The organism is Hymenobacter swuensis DY53 (assembly GCF_000576555.1).
Taxonomy (GTDB): domain Bacteria; phylum Bacteroidota; class Bacteroidia; order Cytophagales; family Hymenobacteraceae; genus Hymenobacter; species Hymenobacter swuensis.
Window position 1 is genome coordinate 3,178,969 of record NZ_CP007145.1, and the last position, 23,787, is coordinate 3,202,755.

Genomic DNA, 23,787 nt, shown 5'->3' on the forward strand with positions numbered 1-23,787 from the left:
GCCAAATATTACTTCAACAATTTTATTTACAGAATTTTACATTAAACACTCAACTTATTATTGCAACCTGACTTTCAGTTTTGATACCTGACTTCCAAAATCTGACGCTCCACCAACCCGCACATACAGCATGGAGAGACGCGACACTTCGCGTCTCTCCGTTGAAGGGCAACCATTGAATGGTAACGTTGTATGGTGCGGCCGACGAGACGCGAGGTGGCGCGTCTCTACATGCTCCACATTACGCCGTGGTGTGCAGCGCCCGGAACTCGGAGGGCGACACCTGGTAGCGCGCTTTGAAGCTGGTGGAGAAGTACGAGGGCGAGGAGAAGCCCAGCTGGTAGGCCACCTCGGCAATGGTCAGCTCATCGGAGAGCAGGAGCTGACGGGCCTTAGTAAGACGGATGCCCTGGATGAAATCCGTAACGCCGGTACCCAGCACGGCCTTCACTTTGCGGTAGAGCTGCACCCGCGAAATGCCCAGGCTGCGGGCCACGTCTTCCACGTTCAGCTCGGAACGCGAAAGGTTCGCTTCCACAATGGCGGTGAGGTCGGCCAGGAATTTCTGGTCCACGCGCTGCGGGGCCACCGTGGCGGTACTCACCGACAGCTCCCGGCGGAAATGCTCCCGCTGCTTCTCCCGGTTACTGAGCAGTGTGCGGATGCTTTCCAGCAAAAACGTGGGGTTGAAGGGCTTGGTCAGGTATAGGTCGGCACCGGCCTGCACGCCTTCCACCTGCTGCTCCGAAGCGCCCCGGGCCGTAAGCAGCACCACCGGAATGTGGGAGGTGCGCCAGTCGCTTTTCAGCCGGGCCACCACTTCCAGGCCGCTCAGCTCGGGCAGCATCACGTCGCAGATAATCAGGTCGGGGATGCTGTCGGCGGCCAGCTCCAGGCCTCGGGCCCCATCAAACGCCGCACTAACCTGAAAATGGGGCCGCAGCTTCTGCACCAGAAAGGCGTTGACTTCGGGATTGTCCTCAATGACGAGGACCAGGGCTTCGCTCCCGCTCACGGCCGCCTCGGGCTCGGGGCGCAGGGCTGGCAGCAAGTCCTCTTCCACCGAGAAGCCCAGGTTGACGGGAGCCACGGCTTCCATCGATTTCAGCTCCTGGGGCAGCTCCAGCGGCAGCGTTACCACAAACGTGCTGCCCCGGCCGGGCTGACTGGTGAACGAGAGCGTACCCTGGTGCAGCCGGGTGAGGCCCAGAGCCAAGGCCAACCCCATGCCCGAGCCCTTCGCCACCGACTGCTGCCCCTGGTAAAACCACTCGAAAATGTGGGCCCGGTCCTGCTCCGAAATACCCCGGCCGGTGTCCTCCACGCTCACGCGCACGGCGTTTTCAGCGGGCACGCGCTGCATACTCACGGTAATCTGGCCACCTTCTGGTGTGAATTTGAGGGCGTTGCTGAGCAGGTTAAAGAACACCTTATCCAGCACGTTAGCATCGAACCAGAGCGGCAGGGCCGGCTCGGCGGGCAGAAACCGGAGCCGGATACCCTGCTGCCGGGCCGGCCGCTCAAACACGTCCATGATTTCGCGCACAAAGGCCACCAGGTTGCCTTCGGTAGCGCGCACCGGCATCTTGCCCACGTCAATCTTGCGAAAATCCATGAGCTGATTGACCAATTGCAGCAGCCGCTGGGCGTTGCGGCGCACCAGGCCCAGGTCGTGGCGCTGGGCGGCGGGCAGGTTCGGGCCGCTGGTGAGCATTTCCTCCACCGGCCCCAGAATGAGAGTGAGCGGGGTGCGCAGCTCGTGGCTGAAGTTGGTGAAGAAGCGCAGCTTGGCCTCCGTTTCCACCCGGGCCTGCTCGGCAAAATCCTGGATCTGGTTGCGCTGCGCCCTGATTTCCTCATTCTGCAAAGCCAGCCGCCGGGTAATGCGCCGGTTGGCCCGGAAGGCCCGCCACACCAGCACGCCCAGCCCGGCCGCCCCCAGTAGGGCCGCCGCCAGCACGTAGAGCACCGTCTGCTGACTGGCATAGGTGGCCCGCTGCTGCTGCAGTAGCCGCTGCTGCCGCTGGATATCCTGCTGCTGACTGCTGAGCTTTTCGGTTTGCAGCTTCATCGTCAGCACGTTGGTGGAGTCGATAACCATCGTACTGAGCGGGTTTTCCTTCTCGAAGGACTGGTGCTGCAGAATGCGCATGGCCGTGCGGATGGCCTCCTCCCCGCCCGGCGAATACAGCAGCGTGGAGTTGATGATACCATCCTGCACCAGCTGAATGCCGCCGTGCGGCCCCGGCAGGCCATCTACGCCCACTATGCGCACCTGCCGCTCCCGCTTCAGCTGCTTGCACACTTGGTAGGCTCCCAGCGCCAGCCGGTCGTTATGGGCAAAAATGAGGTCGACTTCGGGGTGCTGCCGTAGCACGGCGGGCAGCCGTGCCAATACCGAGGGCCGCTCCCAGTTGCTGTTCACCCGGGCCACCAGCTGCATCCCCGGATACCCGGCCAGGGCCTGGGCGAAGCCCCGGTGCCGGTCAGTGGCGGGACTGGAGCCGGGCGCACCCAGCACTTCCAGCACTTGCCCCCGTTCCCCCAGCAGGCCGGCGGCGTAGCGGGCAGCCGTCTGGCCCACCTCCACATTGTTGCCGCCCACGTAGGCCGTGTAGAGTTTGGAGGTCGTGCGCCGGTCCAGAATCACCACCGGAATGCCCCGGTTGTACGCCTCCTCCACAATGGGCGTCACCGGCTCGGTTTCGTTGGCCGATACAATCAGCAGGTCGATGCCTTCCTTGAGGAACTCCCGGATCTGCTGCTCCTGCAGGGCCGAGCTGTACCGCGCATCCTTCATGCGGAAGCGCACTTCAGGGTGAAAGCTCAGCTCCTTCTGCATGCCCGCCAGCATGGCCTGCCGCCAGGCGTCGCCGTTGGTGCACTGCGAGAAACCGATGGTATACTGCCGCTTCGGCGCGGCCCGCGTGCAGCCCGCCAGCCCGCCAACGCCTGCATACACACTGCAACACAACCAGAAACGAACCAAGAAGCGGATAATCATCCTTCGAAACTACATTTTCCATTCCAACAAGTCCGCAACGCCGCCTTTTTTCCCCTAAACGAGTTAGGTTCCCGTTCTTTTCCTCTCTCAATTATCCTTTCGGCTAAAGCAGTTGCACAGGGGTAAAACGAAAAAAGCCCTGCCGCATGCGACAAGGCTTTTGGTGATCCCGCTGGGATTCGAACCCAGGACCCATACATTAAAAGTGTATTGCTCTACCAGCTGAGCTACAGAATCAGTTTCTTTGTAACCAGTGGGCGTTTCCCGCTGATTGTGGCACAAAAGTAGAGGGCCAAACTTAACCGTGCAACTGTTTTGCTGAAAAAAGCGCACCTTTTTTTTCTGTTTCCGGCGGTATTTTTCCAATCCGTTCAGGCACAAAAAGTTACTCCTGCACTCCAGAAAGCCGATTCCCTGTTTCAGGCTGGTCAGGTAGAGCAATCTTATCCGCTGTACCGCCAAGCCCGCGAGCAGGTGGGCGGCGCGCAGTCAATTCGGCAGCTATTACGCATGGCATATGTTCAGGAGGGGCTCGGCCATTACCCGGCAGCCCTCTATTACCTGAGTGTAGCGCAGGCGTGGCAGCCCCAGTACAGCACATGGCGCAAAATGGTGGCGGTAGCACAGGAGCATCGCCTCACGGGCTACCCCGATACGTGGCGGCAAAACCTGGCCATTACCATTCAACGCTATTATTACCGTTTGCTGCAGGCGCTGCTGCTGCTGGCCGTGGTTGTTGGCATCTTGTTGCTATTGCGTCGGCGCACTGCTGATCGGGCCTGGTGGGCCACGTACGCGGTATACTTGCTATTAGTCGGACTGTTTCTGAACCTGCTGGCCCCCGGCCGGGTAGGGCTGGTAGCCCGGCCCCGCGTCCCGCTCATGGCCGGCCCCAGCGCCGGCTCGGCGTGGCTGACTACTGCCGCCGCCGGTGACCGGTTTGAAGTGCGGGGCCAGCAGGATATCTGGTTCCGGGTGCAGTGGCAGGGCCGCGACGCCTACATCCGCCGCCCCGATTTGCTGCTGGTAGAATAGCGGCCGGTCGACCCAGGGGTTTTGCCGGGAGCGGGGCCATCCGGTTCCGGCACTTCCACTTCGGGGCGAGCAGCGGCGGGGTAGGTTTCGTCGCGGTAGGCGCGGGCACGGTAGGCCACGGGCGAGAGGCCAGTATGCTTGCGGAAGAAACGGGTGAAGTAGCCGGAATCGGCAAACTGCAGGGTATAGGCAATTTCTGAAATCGAGGAGGACGTGTAGACCAAATGGTTGTGGGCCCGCCGGATGGTGTTGGCATTCACGATTTCCAGGGCCGATTTACCCTTTACGGCCTGGCAGATGCGGTTCAGGTGCACAGGCGTAATGTTCAGTTCACGGGCATACTCCGAAATCTTCTTCTCGAACGGCGCGGCCCGCGCCACGCTTTTCTGAAATTCATGGAAGTAGTGCAGGTTGCGGTTGGAGCTGCCGTCGGCCTTGTTCTGCTGGTGCTTGAGCAAACGGAATAGCTTCACGAACAATAGTTTGAAATAGGCATTGAGTGCCAGCTGCCGCTCCGGCAGCTGGGAGTGCATTTCAGCATGAATCAGCCGCTCCAGGGCCAGCAGCTCGGCAAAGCTTTCCTCATCGGTAAACTCGGTGAGCACATACAGGCTGTTGAGCTCAATCAGGATAGAAGGACTCACCTGCAGAATCGTGTCTAGCAGGGCTTCCGCAATAGTCAAGGAACGGCCCTTTACCTGGGGGCTGAACGTGAAGCCGTGCACCGTATTGGCCGGAATCAGCACCACACAGGGCGTCTGCAGCTCCTCCGAGTCAGCACCCGCATCCAGAGAAGCCTGACCGGCTTCCAGGAAAAACAGCTGGTAGAGGTTGCCGTGCACGTGCGGCTTGAGGCCCCAGTTAGTGGCCCGGTTACGGGGTGCAATTAGTTGACTGTAGACGTAGGTGTGGGATACCTGCGCTTTGTCGTCGCCATACAGGCCGTTATAATGAGCAATATCCTTAGGCATACGTGCGGTAAACAGGTGACAGTGTCAACTTAACAGTTTTAACAAGTAACGACACTCAAAAATGTTTGTTTTGTCCTGGTAATATACCGAAACATCTCATTCGATTCGGTGCAGCGGCGTTAGTTTTGTATAGCAATTCAGTAGCTCTTTTCCTGCTACCGCCTCCTCAGCTGACTATTGCTCGGTTGCGGTATCACAAGGAGCATGTTTTGTTTGTCCGCATTGCGGTGGGCAGCCACCCGGCCCTCGCAACGCGGATTCCTGCCTCATTTCCCACATTTTCCTCCCACTTCTATGGAAGCCCTCCATTCCCGCCTGACTTCGCTGGGGCTGACGCCCACCACCCCGGTGCACCTGAACCTGACTCCCACCGAACTAGTGGAGCACGCCCTGCGCCGCCAGGAAGGCACGCTCACTGACACCGGTGCCCTCATGGCAGATACCGGCACCTTCACCGGCCGTTCCCCTAAGGACCGCTTCATCGTGCAGGACGCCCTCACCCAGGACGCCGTTTGGTGGGGCGACATTAACATCCCGTTTCCCCAGGACAAGTTTGAGCAGCTTCAGGCCAAGATGATGGCCTACCTCCAGAACAAGGAGTTGTTCGTGCGTGAAGCCTACGCCGGGGCGAACCCCGCCTACCAGCTGAAGCTGCGCGTGGTGAACGAGCTGGCATGGCACAACCTGTTCTGCTACAACATGTTCCTGCGCCCCGCCGAAGGAGCCGACACCAGCTGGGCCGCTGACTTCACCATCCTCTGCGCCCCCGGCTTCGAGGCCGACCCGGCCGTGGATGGTACCCGCCAGAAGAACTTCGCCATTCTCAACTTCTCACAGAAAACCCTGCTCATCGGTGGCACGGGCTACGCCGGCGAGATGAAAAAGGGCATTTTTGGTGTCCTCAACTTCCTGCTGCCCCACCAGCACCACACGCTGCCCATGCACTGTTCAGCCAACGTGGGGCAGGATGGAGACACGGCCATCTTCTTTGGCCTGTCGGGCACGGGCAAAACCACCCTCTCGGCCGATCCGGCGCGCGGCCTCATCGGCGACGATGAGCACGGCTGGACGCCCAATGAGGGCATTTTCAACTTCGAGGGCGGCTGCTACGCCAAGGTAATTGACCTGAGCCGCGAGAAGGAGCCCCAGATCTGGGACGCCATCCGCCCCGGGGCCATTGTGGAGAACACGCGCTTCGTGCCCGGCACCACCACGGTAGATTACGCCAATAAATCGGTAACGGAAAACACCCGCACGGCCTACCCGATCAACTTCATTGACAATGCCGTGGAGCCCTCGGTGGGTGCCGCCCCCAAGAACATCTTCTTCCTGACGGCCGATGCGTTTGGGGTATTGCCCCCCATCAGCAAGCTGGACAAGAGCCACGCCATGTACCACTTCATGAGCGGCTACACGGCCAAGGTGGCAGGCACGGAAATGGGCATCACAGAGCCCCAGACCACGTTTTCAGCCTGCTTTGGAGCCGTGTTCCTGCCCCTGCACCCCACCAAGTACGCCGAGATGCTGGGCCGCAAGATGGAGGAAAACGAAGTGAACGTGTGGCTGGTCAACACCGGCTGGACGGGCGGCTCCTACGGCACCGGCTCGCGCATGAAGCTGGCCTACACCCGCGCCATGATTACGGCCGCCCTCAACGGGGAATTGAACGACGTGGCCTTCACCGAGCATCCCATCTTCGGCGTGCAGGTACCGGCCACGGTGCCCGGCGTGCCCACTGACATTCTGAACCCGCGCACCACCTGGGCCGACCAGGAAGCCTACGACCGCACAGCCGCCGACCTAGCCGAGAAGTTCGTGATAAACTTCCGCAAGTATGCCGATTTCGCCAACGAGGACATCCTGGCCGGCGCACCCAAAATAGCCGTGACAGCCGAAGTTTAAGATTGTAATACCTGAATAGAAAAGGCCGGCCTTCCGTAGCGGAAAGCCGGCCTTTTGCGCGTTTTAGCGGTTTATCAGCGTGCCACGCGCTGCCGCAGCCACGAGGTGAACAACGGCACTGCAAACACAGCTACCGTGAGGACAGTGAGGCCGGCTTCGGCCATTTCGCTGCTGAGGAAATGACTAAAGGGGTGCGCCGGGAAGTAGTGCTCAAACAGGGAAAGCAGCAGTTTCAGGCCCAGTAGCGCAATCACCACAAAAGCGGCTGTTTCCAGAAATGGATACCGGCCCATCAGCAGCACGAAAGCCTGCGCCACCAGCCGCATGGCCAGAATACCGATGAACACGCCGGTACAAATCAGAATCAGGTTATCGGTGAAGGCTACCACGGCAAACACGTTGTCGATGGAGAAGGCTAAGTCCATCAGCTCGATGAGGGCCACCGTAGCCCAGAACTGCCCGAAAAGCCCCAGCGTGTGGCGGTATACCCAACTCTGCTGCTTATCGACGCCCTCCTCCTCGGGGGCGTTTTTGTCGCGGAAGTGGTCGGCCGCGAGGTAGAGCAGGTACAGGCCGCCCAGGGGTTTCAGAAACCAGATTTCGACCAGATACGAGGCAAACAGAATGCAGATTCCCCGAAATACATAGGCCCCGATGATACCATAGCGAAGAGCTTTTTTGCGCTGTTCCTTGGGCAGGTCGCCCACCATGGTAGCCAGTACGGCCGCGTTATCCACGGAAAGCAGGCTTTCGATGATGATGAGGTTGCCGACCACCGCCAGGGCCGCTAGCGGATTATCGAGGATTTGTTGGAGGTGTTGATTCATACCAGAGAAAAAAGGGCGCGTGGCAGCTTCCCGCTACCACGGCGGCCGCGCGGCTTGTACGCCACCGGGCCGCCCGAAGATATACTTTATCGGTGGGTCGGGGTTGGGCTGACTGGCTCCGAAATACGCCAGCAAGATGAAGCGAAGCACAAAAAAAGGCTCCTCCTGCGAAGGAAGAGCCTTTTTTGAGTTATCAGACAATCTGGGGCGGACTACTCCCGCACCACGCGCAGGACCATCCGTTGCCCGTTCGGGAACTGAGCCTGCACCAGATACAGGCCGGCCGGCAGAGCAGCCGTCTGGGGCCAGGTGATGGTGGTGGTACCGGCCGCTACAGTGTTCAGTTGCTGCCGGTGCAGCAAACGACCGGTAGCATCGGTGAGCACCAGCACAAGGCCGGGCTGGGCGACGGGCGACGAGAGAACCAGCCGCACGCCTTCGGCTCCGAAGGGAGTTGGTACGGCTGACATCAACAGGCCGTTTTTAGCTTGCTGGGCGCTGAGCGGACCGGCGGGCGTCAGGAAAATAGGAGTCTGATACGAGCCAGCCAGGGCGTTTGCATTGGTAAACAGTTGTACCTGCTGAATACCACCACAACCGTTTATCACCTGAATGTCATCTACATACCAGCCCTCATAAGCCGTTCCCTCATCTGACTGGGCCTGGAAACGTAGCCGAATAGTCTGGCCGCTGAAAGACGACAGATTGAGCGTAGTGCGAATGAACGCCGCCGAGCCGGTTTCCGTGGACGAGATACCCGAGAAACAGGGCTTATTTGGCGAAGCCGTAGAGGCATCGAACACGGAATTGTAGCCGTTCTGGAGGAAGTATGGGGCCGCGTCGATCCAGGTGGCCCCGTTATCAGTGGAAATAGCCACCATGCCGCCATCATACGAGGGCTCCGTGTTGTAGTAATGGTAGAACGACAGCAGGGAGAAGCCTACTGGCGTGAATGCCGCCGAAGTAAGCGTGGCATCAGAAGGGGTAATGGGCTCAACAGCCTTCCAGGAAGTGGAGCCGCTATACGCCCGGGCGGTGCTGGGTGCCCAGCTGCTGCTACCGGTCAGTACGGCCGGCGTGAAGCCTCCCACGGTGTTGGTTTCGCGGTTGTCATTCACTACCGTAGTCGTGTTGCAGCCTTTACCGGCCGCCGTTACGGCCTGAATCTGGAACGTGCGCGTCTGGCCGGGCGTGAAAGCCAGGTTGGCAAACGTGACGGTATTGTTGCTCCCCAACGTACCGCTGCTGGTGCTGCTTACGTAGCTCAGATCAGCCGGCAGTTGCGCCTTGATAGAGTAAGGAGCCTGCTGGGCCTGACACTCGCAGGTAGCTGAGATATTGATGGCAAGCTGGTTACCTGTCAGCAGCTCGGTGTTTTTGCTCAGGCGTACGCCGGGCAGGTCAAAGGCAGCCGTTTGATCGGTGGCGCTGGTGGAAAGTCCCTGAACAGCGCTGGCGCCCATACCTCGACGGGCAAATGCACTCCAGATCAGACAGTGGTACCGACCATTGTACAATAGGGAGTCGGCGGCCAGAATAGCATCACGTGAATCGAGGAAACCCGGCTGGCAGGGCTGCAGCTTCATGCCCTGCATCACCAGCTGGAGCGCAATGGCGTTGCCGCCGGTGCTGGTACCGGTGTATAGGTTCGGCTCGATCCGGCCCTGCTGCTGGATCAGGGCCCAGGTCATATCCCACAGCGCAGCGCACCATACCTCGCCAATGGCGTGCGACTCGGGGCTGGTAGCAACGTTGCTGTAAGTAAGCGGATTGATGCTCAAACTGGTAGAGTACGGGTACCGACGAATGCCGCCGCCTGCAGGTGCTTGCCCGGAGGCGTACGTGCCCACAGCCCGGCTCGTGGGGCCATCGGTTAGCTGGGCAGTTTGCCAGTTGGTGGTCAGCATCAGGGCCAGATAATCACTCCAGCCTTCGCCGCCCTGCTCGGCATTGCCGAGGCAACTGGCGTTGGCGGGGCCGCCCGTGAGGCGGTTCGACACACCGTGGCCGTACTCGTGCACCACAATGCCGTTGTCAAAATCACCATCCAGCTGCGGCGCGGGCAGACTGATGGTAAGGCTTACAGTGGCGCCATTGGTCAGCTGGGTGGCCAGCAGGTTACCGTCGGTGGTAGAAACCATGACGGCCGGAATAGTTATGGCGTTGTTGGTGCCGCCCATAGCTACTGGGGCACCAGCATTATTCACCATAATAACGGCCCGGGCTCCGGCGTTCTGCGCGTTCAACACCTTATCGGTGTAATTGCAGGTGCCCCGGTAAATGAGGGCTATTTTACCGGTGAGCGTGGTAGATGAAGGGGAAGTACACGCCAGATGGGAAGCCGGGTTGCCGGGGTCGTTATAGAACACCAAGTCGCCGGTTACGGGGCCGGTGCTGACAAGCTTGTTGCTGGTGCTGAAGGCACTTTCCACGGTGGTGTAGCTGCCGGCCACGGGGGCGGGGGCTGTTACCGTCAGGTTGCGGCTGGCGGGCGCGCTCCACAGAAACATCTGCATCCGGCCCGACGCTCCGTCGGGCGGGGTGCTGAAGTTGGCGTTGTTGACGCCGTTGCCATCCTGCGCTTCGGCCCGCACATGGTCCTGCCCGGTGCCACCGCGCCCGATGTTATCCGTCTGGAAGTTGCCGGCCGGTTCAGTAAATCCATACTGGTACAGGACATCGTGCACGATGTTGTTCCAGTAGAACAGGTTTACGGTAGCTGCCCGGCGGTTTTTACCCAGCTGCGGACTGAACGCAAAATCGGGCACGTAGTCGAACACCAGGGAGCTGGCGGAGGCGCCGGTGGAGGCCGCGAACCGGCCGGGAGCATTCGTTTTCAGGCTATCATCGTAGGCCCACACGTTGTTGCCGCGCGTATCGGCAAAATCGGTGCTGCCGTTGAAGTGCCAGCCGTGCGTGGTGGCGTTGTTGCCGCCCCCTGCTTTCAGCCACGGCGACGACTCAGTTTGCAGTCGGCTACTACCCGGGCTTTCCTGCGGATAGGGTATTACATAGTAAGTAGCCGGGGTAACGGCCGCAATTCCTACCGTACCGATAGGCTGCCAAGCGGCGGGGCGGGCGGCACTAGCGGTGGCTGCTGCCGGAGCCTTACGGGCCACTGTCTCATGTACCGTCCAGTTATCCTGATCCAGTACCTGTCCCGTGGCCGCATCTACCCGGATGTTGAGCCAGTCGGAGGAATCCAGCAGGTCTACGTTTACGTTCCAGGCCAGATGCAGCTTCTGGGCGTTATCATACACCCACACCAGACTGGCGACAATGTCGCGGCGGGCTACCCCAGCGGCGGCAAACGTCTGCCGCTGGTCGGGGCCGGTGCGGGCACTGGTGGCCGTGGGGCTGCTCAGGCGGGCGGCAGCCAGCGGGGCCAACGCCCGGTTGACGGCCGTAGCCGCTTCCAGAGCCGGTGTCGCCGAAAGCCCGGTGAACTGGCGGCCCGGGACAAATGTGCCGGCGTGGTGCCTGAACTGCTGGTTTTTGAAGGCCAGGGTCAGCACCCGATTGTACACCGGAATGCCCTTGTGCAGCTGCTGCACATACACGTAGGTGAGGCCGGTGGCCGCATCGGTGTGGGAGCTGGACACGCGCATATCGGCGGCAGTTATATTGCCGCCGGCCCATTGCTGCCGGCTCTGCCAGGCTTGCTCCGTGCCGGCCGGAGCCGCGCTGGTTTGCGCGTGAACCGGGGAGGCACAGGCTAACGCCAAAAGCCCCGCTGCCAGCCAGTTGGAGGAGTAGAGTTGTGTCAAGTAGTTAGGATTTGGTTGTGGAATTGATCAGGAAATGTAGGCCCTGCTTATCCGAAGGGCCAGCCAAAGCATTCGTAACCGGCCGCTGCACCCGTAAAGGCAGCACAAATTGACCGGGAAGCTCAGCAAGTTAAGCCACCTTTTGTCATTATGGCAGAATATAAACGCTTTTTCTGCTTCTATTCCACAGCCCGGCTTTTGTAAGCCGACAAGTCTATACTACAGGGCTTCTTTCTTTGAAAAAACCACATTATTCATTCCGCCGCCGGGCACCTCCATTACTTGCTTATCATTAGGAAGAGCTGCCGGGCAATGCACTGGAATGCAAAGCCCGGCAGCTCTTTTGGCTACCTTTTATCGGGGAATCTGCAGCTGGTTTACAGCACGAAATCCGGCTCCTCTTTTCGAAAGTGATTCAGCACCAGCTTATCGGCCAGCCCCGGCAGCCATTTATTGAGGAAGACGGTGAGCTTGCCCGTGCTGGTAAGCACCAGGTCGCGGCGCCGCTCGCGCACGGCCGCTACCAGGTAGCCAGCCACTTCCTCGCTGCTCATCATCTTCTGCTCGTCCCGCGGCGACTCGCCCTGTCGGGAGCCGTCGGCGGCTAAGGCTACGTTGCGGATGTTGGAAGCCGTGAAGCCAGGGCAGGCCAATAATACATGTACTCCCTGAGGCAATAGCTCGGTGCGCAGGGCCTCCAGAAAGCCGTGCATGGCAAATTTGGAAGCCGAGTACCCCGTACGCCCCGGCAGCCCTCGATAGCCCGCAATACTGCTGATGCCCACAATAGAGCCTTTGACTTGCGTGATGTGCGGCAACGCAAATTTGGTGGCGTACACCGTCCCGAAGAAGTTGGTTTGCATCAGCTGCCGGATAACGTCTAGGTCGGCGTCGCGGAAGAGGGCGCGCATACTGATGCCGGCGTTGTTGATGAGCACATCAAGGCGGCCAAAAGCGGCCACAGTTTCGCGTACGGCCCGCTCCGAGTCGGCCTCCACTCCTACATCGGCGCGTATAGTAAGGTGCTGGATGTCCAGACGGACCAGTTCTTCGGCGGTGCTTTGGAGCCGGGTTTCGTCGCGGCCGGTAATGGCCACGCGGGCCCCGGCCTGCCCGAAGGCCAGGGCCGTAGCCCGACCAATGCCGGAAGTGCCGCCCGTGATGAGGACTACTTTATCTTTCATGAGGGAAGAAGGCGTGAGAAAACCGCAGTAAAAGGCGGGCAAAACTACGGGTATTTTTGGCAGCCCATCGGCGTACAGCCGCAATTTGCCGATTTGGTGGCGGCCGGTTCCTCCCCTGTTTCTATATTGAATTCACCGCCGGGAAAATTGTATTTTGTTCCGGATTGCGGTTACCTTCGACCTTTCCCCCCCCGCCTTTTACGTCCTTATCTATGACGCAACCCTTACGTACTATTTTGGGTGGCAAGGTGCGCTATGCCGCTGGTTTACTGGCCCTGGCTTTACCCCTGTTTCCACTGGTGGCGCAGGCCCAGAATTGCCCGCCAGCTGCTAGTGGCTGTACGCCCGGCAGTGCTCCCACGGCCAATATTCCGTTCGGCATGGGCATTCTGAACGTTACGCTGGGCACTATCAACAACACAACGCCGGGCATCCAGGACGGCTATAAAGATTACTCCTGCACGCTGGGGGCGGCTACGCTCATCATTGGGGCCGATGTTCCCATCAGTATCCGGACCAATACCAACGCCGATGAGAACGTGCGGGTGTGGGCCGATTTGAACAATGACGGTACCTTCAGCCCGACGTCGGAACTCTTGTTCAGCAGCAATACCAAACGCACCCACACCGGCACGGTGCGGCTGCCCAGCGGCACGGTAACGGGCGTGCGGCTGCGGCTGCGCGTAGCCGCCGACTACGTAAACGCTACCCTGCCTTCTCCCTGCTCCACGCCGCAGTACTCTCAGACGGAAGATTACGCGGTTATTGCCTCAGCCAGCACCCAGGCCCCGGTGACGGATTTCGTGGCCGACCAGACGCGTACCTGCTCGGGCACCGTGCAGTTCACTGACCAGAGCCAGAACGGGCCGACTTCCTGGCGCTGGGATTTCGGCGACGGCACCACCAGCATGTTGGCCAGCCCCAGCCACCAGTACACTACGGCCGGCACCTTCACCGTGGCCCTTACCACCAGCAACAGCGTGGGGAGCAATACCCGAACCCGCGCCTCGTATATAACTTACGATAACGTGGTGCCGGTGGCTGCTACCTGCGCCCCGGCCACGGCGGCATTCTGCTGTGGCTACGGCATCACGCAGTTTACCCTGGGCACCCTCACCCAGATTTCGGCCAATGGTCAGGCAGGTTACGAGGATTTCACCTGCAACGGCAAGGTGGAGGTAACCGTTGGCAACCGGTATACGCTGCGCCTGACGACCAGCCCCGGCAACCCGCAGGACACACGGGTGTGGCTGGACCTGAACAACGACGGGACCTTCGGCAGCGGGGAGCAGATTTTTCAGGCATTGAACACGAGCAATCCAACCGGCACGTTGCTGGTGCCGGCCACGGCGGTACTCAACCAGCCTTTGCGCCTGCGGGTCGTTTCCGATTACGTGGGTTCCTCCTTCACGGCCTGCGACGGTATTCAGTACGGCCAGGCGGAGGATTATACCGTAACGGTGCGCGCCAACACCAGCCCGCCCACCGCCGACTTCACCTCCAACTACACTGCCGGCTCCTGCCAGGCTGCCATTCAGTTCACGGATATCAGCCAGAATGCGCCTAACGGCTGGCTCTGGACGTTTGGCGACGGCTCTACCAGTACCCTGCAGAACCCCAGCCACACCTACGCCAACACCGGTTCGTACACCGTGAGCCTGAGGGCGACCAATGCCTTCGGCACCACCACTATTACGCGCACCGACTACGTGGTGGTAACGGTGCCCTGCGTGCAGTACTGTACCGCCCTTGGCGACAATGCGGCTTTCTGGATAACCAATGTGAGTCTGGCTACTCCGCAGGCTACCCCGTTCAGCAACGCCTCCGGTGCCAATACCAACGGCTATGGCAACTATGCCGGCCAGATCATGACGCTGCGCCAGGGCCAGTCGTCTACGCTTACTGTGACTGCCAACGCGAATTTTCAGCGCGTAACCACGGTCTGGGTAGACTGGAACCGGGACGGGTTCTTTGCTACTTCTGAGTTGGTTTCCAATCAGATCAGCACCAACCCCGCTACCATTACGGTGCCGGTACCGGCCCTGCAAAGCGTAGTGGGCTTCACCCGCATGCGCATCATTGCCCGCCTCAACAACAACTCGGCCTACGCCTGCACGGGCACTACTGCGCAGCCCAACACGGAAATTGAGGACTACAGCGTGCAGGTGGTATCCGCTACGGCCACGCAGGAGGCCAAATCCTTGCCGGCCCTGACGGTTTTCCCCAACCCGACCACCGACGGGCAGCTGCACCTGCGCCTCGCCGATGCCCGAGCGGCTGATACCTACTCTGTGGAGGTGGAGAATACGCTGGGGGCCTGCGTGTACCGGGGCCAGCTGCGCCTGGGCACGGCCGCCGATGCCAGCCTCGACCTAAGCGGACTGCCCCGGGGCCTGTATGTGCTGCGCCTGTGGGGCAGCCACGGCCAGAGTGCCATTCGCCGCGTGCTGCGCGACTAGCGCAGGCCAACGTTTTTCCTCCTCAACAGCCGGCCGCTCAGGCAGCCTCCCTCTCTTTACTTCTTATCCTGATTCTGGCGTATGCGCACACTTTTACTGCGTACCTGTTTGCTGGTGCTTATCTACCTGCTGGCGGGAATCCGGCCGGCGGCGGCTACTCACTTGCTGGGCGGCGAAATGAACTACAAGTACCTGGATGCCAATGGGCCGGCCGGGGCCCAATACCGGTATCAGGTAACAGTCCTCGTTTACCTGAACAAGGAAGCTGGCTCGGCGGCTCCCGATGGCCGGCCCAGTGTGGACATTGCGTTCTACAACAAGTCGCAGGGCGGGGCCCGGATTTTAACCATGACGGTGCCGCGTACCAGTTTTGCCGAAATCACGCCGCCTTCTCCCGGGGGCTGCACGCTGCCCGGCAGTCAGCCGCCCCGCGTGACGCTGGCCAAGTACGTGACCATCGTGAACCTGCCGCTGTCGTTTGATGGCTACTACGCCGTGTACACCGACATTGCCCGCAACGTGGACGTCACCAACCTGCAGAACCCCGGCAACACCAACATGACGCTGTACACGGACATGGCCCCGCCCCTGATTCCGAATACGTCGCCCGTTTTTTCGGATACCGCCGTGGCCGTTATCTGCACCGGAGACACCAGTATCATCATCAATAATGCCTACGATGCCGACGGTGACCGGCTGATTTATTCCTTTGGCACCCCTTACCAGGGCAACTCGCCGTTCGGTGGCTTCGCGCCGCCGCCCCAGTTGGTTACGTACGCCAATGGATACAGCGTAACCCAGCCTTTTGGGCCGGGCGTCGGCAGTTTCGCTTCGCTGAATGCCAGCACCGGCCTGAGTCGTTACGCGGCTCCTATTCAGGGCAAGTTTGCGGTAGCGGTAGACGTGAAGGAATACCGCACCATTAACGGGCGTGAAGTGCTGGTGGGCAGCACCCGGCGCGACGTGCAGCTGGTAGCCCGGCAGTGCCAGCCCAACCAGGCGCCGGTATTTACGCCGCCCTCGGTAGTGGTCAAGGATTTCACGGTGGAGGAAGGCCGGCCTATTACATTCAACGTCACCTCCACTGACCCCGAAGGCAAGTCGTTGACGATGAAAGTAAACAGTCCGCTTTTGGATGGCACCGGCCCGTTTGATTTCAGTGTAAACGGCAACCAAGGCGTGGTACCGTCGGGCAGCCCGACGGGCAGCGTAAATATCACGGGGACGGGCAGTGTGACAGGCAGCTTTCAGTTGAACTCCCGCTGCGGCAACGCCCGTGCTACACCCTACGATGTGGTGGTTACCGTGAGCGACAATACCTGCGGCAGCAAAAGTATTTCGGAGATTTTCCGGATTACCATTACCCGCGCCGCCGGCCCCAACCGCATTCTGGGTGACTCTGTCATCTGTGACCGGGCGCAACCCCGCACGTACGCGGCCGCCGGGCCGGCTCCCGCCTCCTACCGCTGGACGGTGCGCGGCGGCACTATTCAGGGTACAGCTACTGCCGGTACGGTGCAGGTGCTGTGGGGCACGGCAGGCACCGGTACACTTACCCTGCGCGGCGTTTCCAGCCTAGGCTGTCCTACTGATTCGATAGTTCGCAACGTAGACATCCGTACCGGTACCCTGAGCGTAAGCTCCGATGTGAGCATCTGCGTGGGTGCCTCGGCCACCCTCACGGCCAGCGGAGGCCAGACGTACACCTGGACCAGCAGCACCGGCCAGACATTTACAGGAGCCAGCATCACGGTAGCCCCTACCCAGACCACCACCTATACCGTACTGACAACGGATGGCGTCTGCACGCTTACCCGGCAGGTAACGGTAACCGTAAACCCACTGGCTACGGCCAATGCGGGCAGCAACCGGGCCGTATGCTCCGGGGAAACGACAGTGCTGGGTTCGGCCACCCTAACTGGCTACACGTACCGGTGGAGCCCAGCCACCGGCCTGAGCAACAGCACCGCTGCTCAACCGGTTTTCAGCCTGGTGAATTTGACCGGCGCGGCTCAGACGTTTACCTACACTGTTACGGCTACCACAGCCCAGGGCTGCACAAACAACAGCACCGTAACCATTACGCTGAATCCGGCCGCCGTGACCGACGCCGGCCCCGACCGGGCCACTTGCTCCGGCATTCCGGTAACGCTGGGAACAGCTGCCATTACCGGTCAGACCTACCAGTGGAGCCCCAACACCGGCCTGAGCAGCAGCACGGCCGCTCAGCCCGTTCTCACCCTCCCAAATACCAGTAACGCGGCCCAGCTGGTCAGCTACGTGGTAACGGCTACCACGGCACAGGGCTGTGTGAGTCGGGATACGGTGCGCATTACCATTAATCCGGCGGCGGTAGCCAGTGCGGGCAGCAGCCGGGCCGTATGCTCGGGGGAAGCCATTACGCTGGGCTCGGCCGCCCTCACTGGCTACACCTACCAGTGGAGCCCAGCTACCGGCCTGAGCAGCAGCACCGCTGCCCAACCGGTTTTCAGTTTAGTGAATTTGACCGGCGCGGCCCAGACGTTTACCTACACCCTTACGGCCACCACGGCCCAGGGCTGCACCAATACCAGCACCGTCACCGTTACGCTGAACCCGGCCGCCGTGGCCAATGCCGGCCCCGATGTAGCGTTGTGTGACGGGAAACAGGTGACTATCGGCACCACAGCCCTCGTGGGCTACACGTACCAGTGGAGCCCGGCCGTCAACCTGAGCAGCAGCAACGCCGCCCGCCCGGTTTTCACGGCCCGTAATGTCACTCAGTCGCCGATTACGCTGACCTACGTGGTGACGGCCACTACCAGCCTGGGCTGTGCCTCCCGCGACACAGTACGCCTCACCGTGAACCCACGGCCGCTGCCCGACAGCATCCAGGGCTCCGTATCGGTATGCCCCACGGTGCAGGGCGTGGCCTACAGCATCCGCAACCCGCGCAACACGGCGTACCAGTGGCAGGTAACGGGCGGTACCATTGCCAGCGGCCAGGGTACTCCCAGCATTACCGTCAACTGGGGCGGGGCCACGGCGGCGGCGTCCGTAAAGGCGTTCCAGCTGAACACCTTCGGCTGCTCATCGGATACTGTTACGCTGCCCGTGCGCGTGAATCAGCAGCTGGCTACGCAGCGGCCTACCGGCCCGGTGCAGGTATGCATCAACGCCGGCCCGTTTACCTACCAGACGCAGTATACCAACGGCTCCGTATATGCCTGGCAGCTTGTGGGAGGCACGCAGGTGAGCACCAACCAAGCCTCCGTACAAGTGAACTGGACGCGTACCGGCCTCGTGAAGCTGGTGGTAACCGAATCGAGCAACCCGGCCGGCGGCATCTGCCGGGGCACCAGTGACACGCTGTACGTAAACGTGCTGCCCGCGCCAGCCACCAACCTGGCTATCAGTGGGCCGAGCCGCGTGTGTGCCGGCTCCGGCAACCTCACGTTTGCCCTGCCCGGCGCAGCCAACTCCACTTACGCCTTCACCTTCAACGGCACCACCGTCACGGGTACCGGCAACACGCTTACGCTGCCCGTACCGGCCGCCAGCGCCACGCCCTACACCGTTACCATCCGCGAAACCAACGCCAGCGGCTGCGTGGGTCAGCCCTACACCAAAACCTTCCTGGTAGTACCGCCGCTGGCCATTACCGGCCCAGCCAGCTACTGCCCCGAGTCGCGCACCGGTCTCAGCTTCTCCACTGCGGCCCTCACGGGTGGCCAATATCAGTGGACGCTTACGGGCGGCACCATTACCAGCGGCCAGGGCAGCGGCACCGTGACTATTGATGTACCGGCCGGCACCACCAACGCCGTGCTGAGCGTGACAGAAACCACCAGCCAGAGTTGCGCCGCCACGTTCACCATTCGCCCCGACAACGCGTCCGTGGCCCTGAACACCGCCTCCGTGGATGCCGCTGCCAGTGACCGAAGCATTACCCTGGCACTGCAGATTCCCAACAACACAGGCAATACCAACCGCGTGCAGATTCTGCGACGCGACGCGGGCAGCACTGGGGCCTACACCACGGTGGGCAATGTGGCCAATACGGCTACCACTTTCACCGATAACGCGGTGGATGCCGACAGCAAGGCCTACCAGTATCAGATCAACCTGACCAACGCCTGCGGTACTGTGCTCAGTAGCCAGCAGCATACCACCATCCTCACCAAAGCCACCGCCACCCAAAGCACCGGCGGCCGTAACGTGGGCAACGTAATGGTCAACTGGTCGGCTTATCAAGGGTTCCCAGTGAAGGAATACCGCGTAAGCCGGGTAGCCGACAACGGCACCGCCGAGCTAGTTGCTACCGTGGCAGCTTCCGCCCTGAGCCTGGAACTACCCAGCAGCACGGCCGGCTTCAACCAGTGTTTCCGGGTGCAGGCTGTCAGCACTGATGCCGTGGCGCGTACGTCGGCCTCCAACGATGCCTGCGTGGCCTTCGAGAACAAGCTGGGCTTCTACAACATCATCACCCCGAACGGCGACGGGAAGAACGACGTGCTGGTGATTGATAACGTGGCCCTTTACCCGCGCAACACGCTCACCATCTTCTCGCGCTGGGGCAAGCAGGTGTACGAAACCCGCAACTACCGCAACGACTTCGGCGGCCAGGAGCAGGGCGCAGGCATGTACTACTACCTGTTCAAGCTCGAGGACGGCACCAGCTACAAAGGCTGGTTTGAAATTGCCCGCTAAGGCGTATTGGTTCGTGGAAAAGCGTCGTTCAGTTCTAAGCTGAACGACGCTTTTGTGTATACTCCAGGCATTTTCCATATGCGGCTATTCTATCTGATTACCCTCCTGGCGTTTCCTGCGTTGGCTCGTGCCCAGGCCCGCCTCAACCTCAATTTTGAGCCGGCCGCCAACCGCCAGCAGCCCCTGCTGCTGTGGCACACCCGCCTCGCTCCTGATCTGCTGGTTCGCCTTGATACGCTCCTGCCTGCCGCCCACGGCCGGGGCAGTCTGCTGCTCGACGCCAGTCGGGCCGAGGAACCGGTGGGCGGGGCCGTGTACACGCTCATCACCCCCATCGACTCCCTACGCGGCCAGACGGTGACCATCAGCGCCCAGCTGCGCACCTCCGATTTTCAGGGCAAAGCCTTCCTTTACGCCTACGCTCAGTCGGGCACTGCGGACGGCAACCTGGCCGGCAACGACGACTTCAACACCCCGCCGGCTCCCGTTACCAGCAACTGGCAGCGCGTACAGATCCGGCTGCCCGTGCCCGCTGCCGCCACCCAGCTGCTGGTGGGTCTGCGCCTACTGGGCCAAGGCCGCGTCTGGCTTGATGATGTTCGGGTGGAATCTGGTAGCGGGCAGCGGCTGTATGCTGATGCCCTGCTGCCCGGCACCGAGCCGCTGCTGCTGACGGCCGTCGCCCGCAAAGCCAACCTGGATTTTGAACGCCCGCTGCCTCCCCTGCCCGACCCGCGCTACCGTGCCACTCCCGATTCCGTGACACCGGCCCAGCACGGCCACCGCAGTCTGCGGCTGCAGGCCGTGGCCGGGACGCCAACGGCTTACCTCGGTCAGGTACCGCTCGATTCCATGATGCGCGGTAAAACGCTGGTTGTGCAAGGGTATGTGCGACGCAGCTCAGCTACAGGCCCAGCCCCCGGCTTTGTGGCCACGCTGCTGGCTGAGAAAACGCGGGGCACCACCCGGCAGGCCGCTCGGACCTTGCTGCCGGAGTTGCCCCTGAACCTGCCTGCCGCCCCCGGCCCCGACTGGCTTCCTTTCGAGGTTGCGCTACCCATCACCCACAACGTCTTTTTCACTCACCTCACGCTGGGCCTGCGGCTCCCGGGGCCGGCACCCGTGTGGGTGGACAACCTGCGCCTGCTGGTAGATGGCCGCCCCTACGTCCCACCCGCCGACCCGACCAGTGCCGCCCTGCCCACCCCGGCCGAGCTGGCCTGGCTGAAGAAAGCCGCTCGCCCCCTACGGACGCTGCTGCCCGACGGCGGCGACTTTACCGACCTGGCTCCGTTTGGCTCTCTAGTAGGCACCAGCCAGGTTATCGGGTTGGGCGAGGTTGGGTACGGGTCGCGCGAAACGGCCCAGATTCGCCACCGGCTGCTGCGCTACCTCATCGAAACCAAAGGCGTGCGCACCCTGGCGCTGGAAACCGATCTGACCGCCTGTCTTGCTCTCAATAACTACCTGCGCACCGGCCAGGGCAACCTGCCGCAACTACTGCAGCGGCTGGGTTCCTACAATTCGGCCCAGACCCTGGCCCTGATGCAGTGGCTGCGCACTTATAATGAGCGGGCCGATACCAAGGTGCAGGTGTGGGACGTGCTGAGCGGCCAGCCAGCCGAGGCCATTGCCTGGCTGCGCGAACGGCTCCCGAAACGAACCGGCACCTTATCCAGTCAACTCACCCTGCTTGAGAAGCAGCTGCGCGAATTGCCCGCTGCTGAGCTTCGCCTCAACCCGTTCACTCAACCCGGTCCGCCTGATGCCCGCCTGCTGGCCGTGCGTGCTACCCTGCGCGAGTTGCGCGCGGCCCTCGATGAGAACAGCCGCCTCTCCGCCCGCTCCGACCTGCTGCTGACCGAAGTAGCTTTGCAGCGGCAGCTGTTTCAGGTGCTGGAGCAATATGTTACCCTGCAAACCCTCGACCCGGAGCTGACTCCGGCTTACCAGGCCGCTGCCATAGCCGAAAACACGTACTGGGTACACAGTCAGCCCGAAGGGGGACGGTTGGTAATCCTGGCCCACAACAACGTACTGGCCACTACCGGGGGCACCGGCCAGCGGCTGCGCGCCGCCTATGGCCCCGGATATCTGGCCGTGGGGCAGTTGCTGGGCGCGGGGAGCCTTCGCACCAATGACGCCGCCGCCGGCCCGTTTCGCAGTGCTCCGGTAGCTGCTCCCGAACCCGGCAGCTACGAGTATTACTTCCGGGCCGCCGGGTTGAAACCCGCCTTGCTGCCGCTGCGCCCGGTGCCGCTCACGCCCGCCACCCAGTGGCTTTACCAGAACCTGCTGCTGCGCGACGTCGGCCACACTCCTCTCCCGAACTCCTTCCTGCGCCATGACCTGCGCCGGGAATTCGACGCCGTGCTGTTCCTGCCTGTCACCACCCCTCTCCAACCGATACCCTGACTTTCAGGGCTTTTAAAACACCTCCCAATCTTCCGCCATGACCTCCCAGTTACCGTTTACAAAATCCGATTAATCCGTCGAATCCGCTTCAATCAGTGAGTATCTTTGCCCTTGTGAGGAAATCAGTTAAAAACATCCCGGCGGAACTGCTCCGCGAAGTCGAAATCACCGACATGGTGGCCGAGGGCAAGTGCCTGGTGCGCCGCGAGAACCTGGTCATCTTTGTCACGCAAGTGGCCCCCGGCGACGTGGTGGACCTGCGCGTGACCAAGGCCAAAAAGAACTTTCTGGAAGCCGTGCCCACGCACTTCCACAAGTACTCCGAGCTGCGCGTGCAGCCGTTCTGCGAGCATTTCGGCACCTGCGGCGGCTGCAAGTGGCAGCACCTGGGCTACGAAACCCAGCTCAAGTTCAAGCACCAGCAGGTGGCCGACACGCTGCAGCGCATCGGCAAAGTGGCCCTACCAGAAATCCTGCCGATTCAGCCTTCCCCCGACCAGACCTACTACCGCAACAAGCTGGAGTACACCTTCAGCCACAACGGCTGGCTCACCAACGAGCAGATTGCCAGTGGCCACAACTACGAGCGGCGCGTGCTGGGCTTCCACACCCCCGGCCGCTTCGACAAGATTCTCGACATCAACCACTGCTGGCTGCAGCCCGACCCCAGCAACCAGATCCGGCTGGCCGTGCGCGACTATGCCCTGGAGCACGACCTGCCCTTCAACAACCTCGTGACCCAGGAGGGCTTCCTGCGCAACCTCATCATCCGGACGGCCAACACCGGCGACCTGATGGTGATTTTGCAGTGCTACTACGCCCACGACGCGCTGGTGCCGCTGCTGGACTACCTGCACGAGCGGTTCCCGCAAATCACCTCCCTTAACTACGTGCTCAACGACAAGGGCAACGAAACCTTCCACGATCTGGAAGTGGTGTGCTACAAAGGCGAGCCGCACATTCACGAGGAAATGGAAGGCCTGCGCTTCCGCGTCGGCCCGAAATCCTTCTACCAGACCAACTCCGACGGCGCCTTCAACCTCTACAAAATCACCCGCGACTTCGCCCAGCTCACCGGCACGGAGCTGGTGTATGACCTCTATACCGGGGCCGGCACCATCGCCAACTTTGTGGCCCGGCAGGCCAAGCACGTTGTGGGCGTGGAATATGTGGAATCGGCCGTGAAGGACGCCTACATCAACTCCGAAATCAACGGCACCACCAACACCGAGTTCTACGCCGGCGACATGAAGGACGTGCTCAACGCCGAGTTCATTCAGAAGCACGGCCGCCCCGACGTGGTCATCACCGACCCACCCCGCGCCGGCATGCACCCCGACGTAGTGGCCCGCCTCCTCGAAATGCGCGCCCCCCGCATCGTCTACGTCAGCTGCAACCCCGGCACCCAGGCCCGCGACCTGGAGCTACTGGACGAAGCGTATAAAGTGGTGAAAGTGCAGCCCGTAGACATGTTCCCCCACACCCACCACGTGGAGAATGTGGTGCTGCTGGAGTTGCGGTAAGATTCAAACGC

General features: G+C 61.3%; 11 protein-coding genes and 1 tRNA gene. 6 read left to right on the top strand and 6 right to left on the bottom strand.

Features of this window, described 5'->3' with window-relative positions; translation table 11 throughout:
* Nucleotides 1-241: 241 nt before the first annotated feature.
* On the bottom strand, nucleotides 242-2,962 hold the full coding sequence (locus HSW_RS14935; RefSeq protein ID WP_052346485.1) for a substrate-binding domain-containing protein: 2,721 nt from the start codon (nucleotides 2,960-2,962) through the stop codon (nucleotides 242-244).
* Between the two features lie 203 nt (nucleotides 2,963-3,165).
* Nucleotides 3,166-3,241, bottom strand: a tRNA-Lys gene (locus tag HSW_RS14940).
* A 273-nt stretch (nucleotides 3,242-3,514) separates the two neighbouring features.
* Here HSW_RS14940 and HSW_RS14945 point away from each other — a divergent pair.
* A complete protein-coding gene (locus HSW_RS14945; protein WP_155832993.1) occupies nucleotides 3,515-4,039 on the top strand; it encodes a hypothetical protein in 525 nt (174 codons plus the stop codon).
* Here HSW_RS14945 and HSW_RS14950 read toward each other — a convergent pair.
* Nucleotides 4,003-5,010, bottom strand: coding sequence for an AraC family transcriptional regulator (locus tag HSW_RS14950; RefSeq protein WP_052346486.1), 1,008 nt, complete (start codon nucleotides 5,008-5,010; stop codon nucleotides 4,003-4,005). The two genes, HSW_RS14945 and HSW_RS14950, sit on opposite strands and share 37 nt — an antisense overlap.
* A 294-nt stretch (nucleotides 5,011-5,304) precedes the next feature.
* Here HSW_RS14950 and pckA point away from each other — a divergent pair, with 294 nt between their 5' ends.
* A complete protein-coding gene (pckA, locus tag HSW_RS14955) occupies nucleotides 5,305-6,912 on the top strand; it encodes a phosphoenolpyruvate carboxykinase (ATP) (protein WP_044002579.1) in 1,608 nt (535 codons plus the stop codon).
* A 74-nt stretch (nucleotides 6,913-6,986) separates the two neighbouring features.
* Here pckA and HSW_RS14960 read toward each other — a convergent pair whose 3' ends face one another.
* The 3 genes from HSW_RS14960 to HSW_RS14970 all read right to left on the bottom strand — a co-directional run bounded on the left by HSW_RS14960 (nucleotide 6,987) and on the right by HSW_RS14970 (nucleotide 12,690).
* On the bottom strand, nucleotides 6,987-7,739 hold the full coding sequence (locus tag HSW_RS14960; RefSeq protein WP_044002580.1) for a TerC family protein: 753 nt from the start codon (nucleotides 7,737-7,739) through the stop codon (nucleotides 6,987-6,989).
* A 212-nt stretch (nucleotides 7,740-7,951) separates the two neighbouring features.
* Nucleotides 7,952-11,506 carry a M36 family metallopeptidase gene (locus HSW_RS25100; protein ID WP_052346487.1) on the bottom strand — a complete coding sequence of 1,185 codons (3,555 nt, stop codon included), beginning with the start codon at nucleotides 11,504-11,506 and terminating at the stop codon, nucleotides 7,952-7,954.
* A gap of 377 nt (nucleotides 11,507-11,883) precedes the next feature.
* Entirely contained in the window at nucleotides 11,884-12,690 is an 807-nt protein-coding gene (locus HSW_RS14970) for an SDR family oxidoreductase (RefSeq protein ID WP_044002581.1), read from the bottom strand.
* A gap of 212 nt (nucleotides 12,691-12,902) precedes the next feature.
* Between HSW_RS14970 and HSW_RS14975 the strand changes: the two genes are divergently transcribed.
* The 4 genes from HSW_RS14975 to rlmD all read left to right on the top strand — a co-directional run bounded on the left by HSW_RS14975 (nucleotide 12,903) and on the right by rlmD (nucleotide 23,776).
* Nucleotides 12,903-15,149: a GEVED domain-containing protein gene (locus HSW_RS14975; RefSeq protein ID WP_044002582.1), complete on the top strand. Its 2,247-nt coding sequence runs from the start codon at nucleotides 12,903-12,905 to the stop codon at nucleotides 15,147-15,149.
* Between the two features lie 81 nt (nucleotides 15,150-15,230).
* Nucleotides 15,231-19,838, top strand: coding sequence for a T9SS type B sorting domain-containing protein (locus tag HSW_RS24810; protein ID WP_081768431.1), 4,608 nt, complete (start codon nucleotides 15,231-15,233; stop codon nucleotides 19,836-19,838).
* Nucleotides 19,839-19,916: 78 nt separating this feature from the next.
* Nucleotides 19,917-22,253 (top strand): erythromycin esterase family protein, encoded by a 2,337-nt coding sequence (locus HSW_RS14985; protein ID WP_044002584.1) that lies wholly within the window; start codon nucleotides 19,917-19,919, stop codon nucleotides 22,251-22,253.
* Nucleotides 22,254-22,366: 113 nt separating this feature from the next.
* On the top strand, nucleotides 22,367-23,776 hold the full coding sequence (gene rlmD / locus HSW_RS14990; protein WP_044002585.1) for a 23S rRNA (uracil(1939)-C(5))-methyltransferase RlmD: 1,410 nt from the start codon (nucleotides 22,367-22,369) through the stop codon (nucleotides 23,774-23,776).
* The last annotated feature ends 11 nt before the right edge of the window (nucleotides 23,777-23,787 follow it).

Bases quoted from the DNA above. Each gene is read 5' to 3' on its own strand.
- HSW_RS14975 (WP_044002582.1), top strand. From the start codon at position 12,903: ATGACGCAACCCTTACGTACTATTTTGGGTGGCAAGGTGCGCTATGCC.
- pckA (WP_044002579.1), top strand. From the start codon at position 5,305: ATGGAAGCCCTCCATTCCCGCCTGACTTCGCTGGGGCTGACGCCCACC.
- HSW_RS14985 (WP_044002584.1), top strand. From the start codon at position 19,917: ATGCGGCTATTCTATCTGATTACCCTCCTGGCGTTTCCTGCGTTGGCT.
- HSW_RS14950 (WP_052346486.1), bottom strand. From the start codon at position 5,010: ATGCCTAAGGATATTGCTCATTATAACGGCCTGTATGGCGACGACAAA.
- HSW_RS14970 (WP_044002581.1), bottom strand. From the start codon at position 12,690: ATGAAAGATAAAGTAGTCCTCATCACGGGCGGCACTTCCGGCATTGGT.
- HSW_RS14960 (WP_044002580.1), bottom strand. From the start codon at position 7,739: ATGAATCAACACCTCCAACAAATCCTCGATAATCCGCTAGCGGCCCTG.
- HSW_RS14945 (WP_155832993.1), top strand. From the start codon at position 3,515: ATGGCATATGTTCAGGAGGGGCTCGGCCATTACCCGGCAGCCCTCTAT.
- HSW_RS24810 (WP_081768431.1), top strand. From the start codon at position 15,231: ATGCGCACACTTTTACTGCGTACCTGTTTGCTGGTGCTTATCTACCTG.